We start from the raw sequence: 5,986 nt of genomic DNA on the forward strand, positions 1-5,986 counted from the left end.
TCACTCACCGCCACACCCATGTCCCATCGGTGCGCCGAGAGTGGTGGCCACGACCAACGCCGCGTCCACGATCCGATCGGCCTCGGCGATCGGCTCACCGGGTTCGGCCTGTTCTTCGCCTACCCCCTCGGCGCCACGGTGTACTTCTCCTTCACGCGCTACAACCTGTTCACCCTCGAGTACGTCGGGCTGGACAACTACACCTTCCTGCTGCACGACGGCGACGCGTGGAAGGCGATGCGCAACACCATGTGGCTCGTGGCGATCGTGGTGCCGCTGCGGGTGCTGTTCGGCCTGGGCGTCGCCCAGCTGCTCACCAGGATCAGGCGGGGCGGCGCCCTCCTGCGGTCGGTGTTCTACCTGCCGTACCTGATCCCGCCGGTGTCGGCGACGGTCGCGTTCGTGTTCGTGCTGAACCCCGGGACCGGCCCGTTCCCCACCATCGCCCACCGCCTCGGGTTCTCCCTGCCCGACTTCTTCAACGAGGCCGGCTGGGCCAAGCCCGGCCTCGGCCTGCTCGGGCTGTGGGCCGTCGGCGACGTGATGATCATCCTGCTGGCGGCGCTGCTGAACGTCCCGGCGTCGCTGTACGAGGCCGCCGCGATCGACGGCGCGGGCGCCTGGGCGCGGTTCCGGCACATCACGCTGCCGACCGTCTCGCCGGTGCTGGCGTTCTCCGCCGTCACCGGGGTCATCCAGACCCTGCAGTACTTCACCCAGGCGCTGGTCGCGGCCAAGGTGGCCTCCGGGCAGGCGGACCTGGCCGGAACCCACTTCGCGCCCGGCTACCCCGGCGGATCCACCCTAACGTTCCCGCAGTGGCTCTACGACCAGGGCTTCCGGCAGTTCAACATGGGGTACGCGTGCGTGCTGGCGCTGGTCATGTTCGTCATCGCGATGGCGTTCACGCTGGTGCTGCTGCGCCAGTTCCGCGCCTTCGCCGGAGAGGAGGCCGGATGAGCCGCCCGTCCGGCACCCGCGCGCGGCGGACGCTGCTGTGGGTCGCCACGCACGCCGTCGCCGTCGCGCTCGCGGTCATGTTCCTGGCCCCCCTGGTGTTCATGTTCCTGACCGCCGTGATGAGCGACGAGCAGGCGCTCAGTACCGCGCTGTGGCCGCGCGAGTGGCACTGGGAGAACTTCCGCCGCGTCTTCACCGGCGACATGGTCCGCTGGACGCTCAACAGCAGCATGTACGCGGGGCTGTCCACGGCGTTCATGCTGGTGTCGAGCGTCCCGGCGGCGTACGCGCTGGCCCGGTTCCGGTTCCGCGGCCGCAACGCGGCCCTCGTCGTGGTGATCTCCGCGATGATGCTCCCGCCGCAGGTGACGATGGTCCCGCTGTACATCGTGTGGTCTCGGTTCCAGCTCACCGGGACGCTGTGGCCGCTCATCATCCCGCAGCTGTTCGGGGACGCCTTCTCCATCTTCCTGCTCCGCCAGTTCCTGGTCACCATCCCGCGCGAGTACGCCGACGCGGCGCGCGTGGACGGCTGCGGCGAGCTGCGCACGATGCTGCGGGTCGTCCTGCCGATGGCCCGGCCGGCGCTGGCCGCCGTGGCGCTGTTCCAGTTCTTCTACTGCTGGAACGACTACTACGGGCCGCTGGTGTACGCCAAGCCCGAGCACTGGACGCTGGCCATCGGCGTGGCCACCTTCCGCGCCGCCCACCATGTGGAGTGGAACCTCACGATGGCCGCGACGCTGCTGACCATCATGCCCGTGCTCGTCGTGTTCTTCCTCGCCCAGCGGGTGTTCATCCAGGGTGTGACCTTGACGGGAGTGAAGGGTTGAAACTGACTGTCATCGGGGGTGGCTCGACCTACACCCCGGAGCTGGTCGACGGGATCGCGCGGACACGGGCCGAGCTGCCGGTGTCCGAGCTCGTCCTCGCCGACCCCGACACCGGGCGGCTCGCGCTCGTGGGCGGGCTGGCCGCGCGGATGCTCGCCCGCGCCGGGCATCCCGCCGCCGTGCGGACCACCACCGACCTCGACGAGGCGGTGACGGACGCGACGGTGGTGCTGCTGCAGCTGCGGGTCGGCGGGCAGGCCGCCCGGCACGTCGACGAGACGCTGCCGCTGGCCTGCGGCTGCGTGGGGCAGGAGACCACCGGCGCCGGCGGGCTCGCCAAGGCGCTGCGCACCGTCCCGGTCGTCCTGGACATCGCCGACCGGATCACCCGGCGCTCCCCCGACGCCTGGATCATCGACTTCACGAACCCGGTCGGCATCGTCACCCGCGCCCTCCTGGACGCCGGCCACCGCGCGACCGGGCTGTGCAACGTGGCGATCGGGGTACAGCGCCGCGCCGCCGCGCTGCTGTCGGTCCCGCCGGAGGCGGTGACCCTCGGCCACGCCGGGCTGAACCACCTCACCTGGGTCCGCTCGGTCGAGGTGGACGGCCGCGACGTCCTGCCGCGGCTCCTCGACGAGCACCCGGCCGAACTCGCCGGGCCGGCCGGGATGCCCGCCGAGTTCCTGCGCGCGCTCGGCGCCGTCCCGTCCTACTACCTGCGCTACTACTACGAGCACGACCGGGTCGTCGAGGAGCAGCGCGGCGCGCCGTCGCGGGCCGAGCAGGTCGCCGCGCTCGAGCGCGACCTGCTGGCCTCCTACGCCGACCCCGCCCTGGACACCAAGCCCGAGCGGCTGCGCGAGCGCGGCGGCGCCTTCTACTCCGAGGCCGCCGTCCAGCTCGCGGCGTCGCTGCTGACCGGGCGGGGCGACGCGCAGGTGGTGAACCTGCGCAACGAGGGCACGCTCCCGTTCCTGGACGACCGCGCCGTCATCGAGGTGCCCGCGCGGATCACCGCCGCCGGGCCCGAGCCGCTGCCCGTCCCCGCGTTCCCGCCGCTGCTGGCCGGGCTGACCGCGCACGTGTCGGCCTACGAGGAGCTGGCGCTGGACGCGGCGCTGCGCGGCGGCGTCGACCGGGTCGCCGCGGCGCTGCTCGCGCACCCGCTCGTCGGGCAGGCCGGCCTCGCCGACCGGCTCGCCCGCGAGCTGGTGGCCGCCAACCGGGCCCACCTGCCGTGGGCGGCGTGATGGCTACAGCGGACGGCGGAGCGGACGGCGGGACGGGTCACGGCGTCCTGGTCGCCGTGGACGGCGGCAACAGCAAGACCGACGTGGCCGTGGCGGGCCCCGGCGGGGCGCTGCTGGCCACCGCGCGCGGCGACGGGTTCCGCCCGCACACCGCCGGGATCGGCCCGGCGACCGACACGCTCGCGGCCATCGTCGCCGCCGCGCTCAACCGCGCGGGCGTCTCGTCCGCCCATGTCGCCCACCTCGCGGTCTACACCGCCAACGTGGACCTGCCCGGCGAGGAGGAGCGGCTGGAGAAGCTGCTGCTGGAGCGGGGCCTTGCACCGAGCGTCACCGTCGGCAACGACACCTTCGCCCTGCTGCGCAGCGCCGCGACCGCGGGCTGGGGCGTCGCCGTCGTGTGCGGCGCGGGCATCAACTGCGCGGGCGTCGCGCCCGACGGCCGCACCGCCCGTTTCCCCTCCCTGGGCCACCACACCGGCGACTGGGGCGGCGGCGGGGAACTCGGCCGCGCCGCCCTGTGGCACGGCATCCGCGGCGAGGACGGCCGGGGCCCGCGGACGGCGCTGAGCGCCGCGGTGGCCGCCCACTACCGCGTGGACCACGCCCTGGACGTCGGGCTCGGCATCCACCGCGGCGAGTTCGAGGAGGGCGGCCTCACCGCGCTCGCGCCCGTCTTGCTCGACACCGCCGAGGCGGGCGACGCGGTCGCCCGGCAGGTCGTGGCGCGGCTCGCCGAGGAGATCGCGATCCTCGGCTCGGTGGCGCTGCGCCGCCTCGGCCTCCTGGACACCCCGTCCGAGGTCGTCCTCGGCGGCGGGGTGCTGGCCGCGCGGCGCCCGCTGCTGATGGACGCGGTCGCCGACCGCTACGCCGCGCTGGCCCCGCGCGCCGCGCTGCTGGTCCCCAAGGAGCCGCCGCTGCTCGGCGCCGCGCTGCTCGCGCTGGACCATCTCGGCGCACCGCCCACCGCCCACGCCGCGCTCCGCGCCACCTTCCGCAACCCCCTGCGCCGGCGCTGATCCGCGCAGCGGGCCGCGGACCGGTCGCACGGGCGGCGGCCCGGCGGACGGGTCGCCGGCGGACGTGACGGGCGACACCCCGGACGATCCGTGGATGATCTTGACCGGCGCGGTCCTTGACGTTGTAAGGTTCGACCCGTTCCCGGAGGGGTCGGTCCCCGGGGAAAGACGAGGAGGAGCACCGTGCTCATCGGGTTCGCCGTGCCGGTGGCGGGGTCGTGGTCGACCCCCGCCAACCAGGTGCTCATCGCGCAGCAGGCCGAGGAGCTCGGCTACCACTCCCTGTGGACGCTGCAGCGCGTGGTCAACCCGGCGGGCTCGGGCGACCAGACCTACCGCAACGTCCCCGACCCGCTGGTGACGCTGGCCTACCTCGCCGGCTACACCAGCCGGGTGCGGCTGGGCGTCGCGGTGCTCAACCTGCCGTTCTACGCGCCCCCGATGCTGGCCAAGCAGGCCGTCACCCTCGACCACGTCACCGGCGGGCGGCTGGACCTCGGCCTGGGCCTCGGCTGGATGCCCGAGGAGTTCGCGGCCGTCGGCGCCTCGATGGAGCGGCGCGGGGCGCGGGCCGAGGAGTTCCTCGCCGCGCTGCGGTCGCTGTGGAGCGGCGAGCCCGGCGACGTCAGCGAGTACCACGGCGAGTTCTACGACATCCCGCCGGTCACCATGGACCCGCGGCCGCTGCAGTCCCCCGAGCCGCCGGTCCTGCTCGGCGGCATGTCCGAGGGCGCGCTGCGCCGCGCCGGGCGGCTCGCGGCGGGCTGGGTCAGCTCCAGCCGCGCCGATCTGGCCACCATCGGCCGGTCGATCGAGACGGTCCGCGAGGCCGCCGACAAGGCGGGGCGCGACTCGGCCGCCCTGCGCTTCGTGTGCCGGGGCGCCGTCCGGGTCCGCCCCGACGGCGAGGGCGGCGACGCGGCGGGCAACGGCACCGCCCGCAAACCGCTCACGGGCTCCTACGACCAGATTCGCGGGGATTTCGACCTGCTGGAGGAGCAGGGCGTGACCGAGCTGTTCGTCGACCTGAACTTCGACCCCGAACTCACCGGCCCCGACGCCGACCCATGGGACTCGATGTACCTGGCCAGAGAAGCCCTGGAAGCCTTCGCCCCCCGCACCTGAAGCGGCCGGGGGGACCTGAAGGGCCCGCCGACGGGAACCCGCCGGATCGACGACCTCAACCGTCGGGCGGCGCGTGACCGGCCCGGGTGAGGCGAAGCCGAAGGCGAGCCTCACCCGGGCCGATCGCGAAGCGATGCCGCGCCGCACAAGCACGGTCAGGGGCGAGCCGCCAGGCGAGCCCCCTGGGCCGGGATTGCAGTAATCACAGCGGGGGGCGGCGGCTTTCCCAGGGGGTGCTGAGGACGACGGTGGTGCGGGTCGCGACGTTGGCGGCGGCGCGGATGCGCTGCAGCAGGTCCTCCAGCTCGTTGGGGGAGGCGACCCGCACCTTCAGGATGTAGCTCTCGTCGCCGGCCACCGAGTGGCACGCCTCGATCGCGGTGAGGTGCGCGAGCCGGTCGGGCGCGTCGTCGGGCGCGGCCGGGTCGATCGGCTTGATCGACACGAAGGCGGTCAGCGGCAGGCCGATCTGCTCGTTGTCGAGCTGGGCGGCGAACCCCCGGATCACTCCGCGCTTCTGCAGCCGCCGCACCCGCTGGTGCACGGCCGACACCGACAGGCCGGTCTCCTTGGCCAGATCGGTGAAACTCATCCGCCCGTCCTCGGCCAGCAGCGCCATGATCTGGCGATCGATGTCCTCCACGCCGAAAATCTAGCGCGCCCGGGCCCCTGATAGGGCCCCCGCAGATCACAGATCGGCGACCCCGCGGCGCCGGGCGGGCCCGCGGCCGCCGCGCAGCGCCCCGCAGCTGCCCCGCACGACGAGCTCGGCGGGGAGCAGGACGGGCGCGCC

Annotated in this window: 6 protein-coding genes; 5 read left to right on the top strand and 1 reads right to left on the bottom strand. The window is 74.0% G+C overall.

The window, feature by feature from the left end:
• From E1291_RS38200 to E1291_RS38220, 5 genes are all read left to right on the top strand, one after another.
• Window positions 1-960 (top strand): carbohydrate ABC transporter permease (locus E1291_RS38200; RefSeq protein ID WP_306434503.1); only part of this gene is annotated, 960 nt, incomplete at its 5' end.
• Window positions 957-1,793: a carbohydrate ABC transporter permease gene (locus tag E1291_RS38205; RefSeq protein WP_131742924.1), complete on the top strand. Its 837-nt coding sequence runs from the start codon at window positions 957-959 to the stop codon at window positions 1,791-1,793. The genes E1291_RS38200 and E1291_RS38205, both read left to right, overlap by 4 nt.
• A complete protein-coding gene (locus E1291_RS38210; RefSeq protein ID WP_131742925.1) occupies window positions 1,790-3,046 on the top strand; it encodes a 6-phospho-beta-glucosidase in 1,257 nt (418 codons plus the stop codon). The genes E1291_RS38205 and E1291_RS38210 overlap by 4 nt, the downstream gene beginning before the upstream one ends.
• Window positions 3,046-4,068, top strand: a complete 1,023-nt coding sequence (locus E1291_RS38215) for an N-acetylglucosamine kinase (protein ID WP_131742926.1) — start codon at window positions 3,046-3,048, stop codon at window positions 4,066-4,068. Before E1291_RS38210 ends, E1291_RS38215 begins: the two co-directional genes overlap by 1 nt.
• A 183-nt stretch (window positions 4,069-4,251) precedes the next feature.
• Window positions 4,252-5,193: a TIGR03619 family F420-dependent LLM class oxidoreductase gene (locus E1291_RS38220; protein WP_131742927.1), complete on the top strand. Its 942-nt coding sequence runs from the start codon at window positions 4,252-4,254 to the stop codon at window positions 5,191-5,193.
• A gap of 202 nt (window positions 5,194-5,395) precedes the next feature.
• Here the strand turns inward: E1291_RS38220 and E1291_RS38225 are convergent, their stop codons facing one another.
• Complete coding sequence (locus tag E1291_RS38225) at window positions 5,396-5,836, bottom strand: Lrp/AsnC family transcriptional regulator (protein WP_131742928.1); 441 nt, start codon at window positions 5,834-5,836, stop codon at window positions 5,396-5,398.
• Between the last annotated feature and the right edge of the window lie 150 nt (window positions 5,837-5,986).

The organism is Actinomadura roseirufa (genome assembly GCF_900659635.1).
Lineage (GTDB): Bacteria > Actinomycetota > Actinomycetes > Streptosporangiales > Streptosporangiaceae > Spirillospora > Spirillospora roseirufa.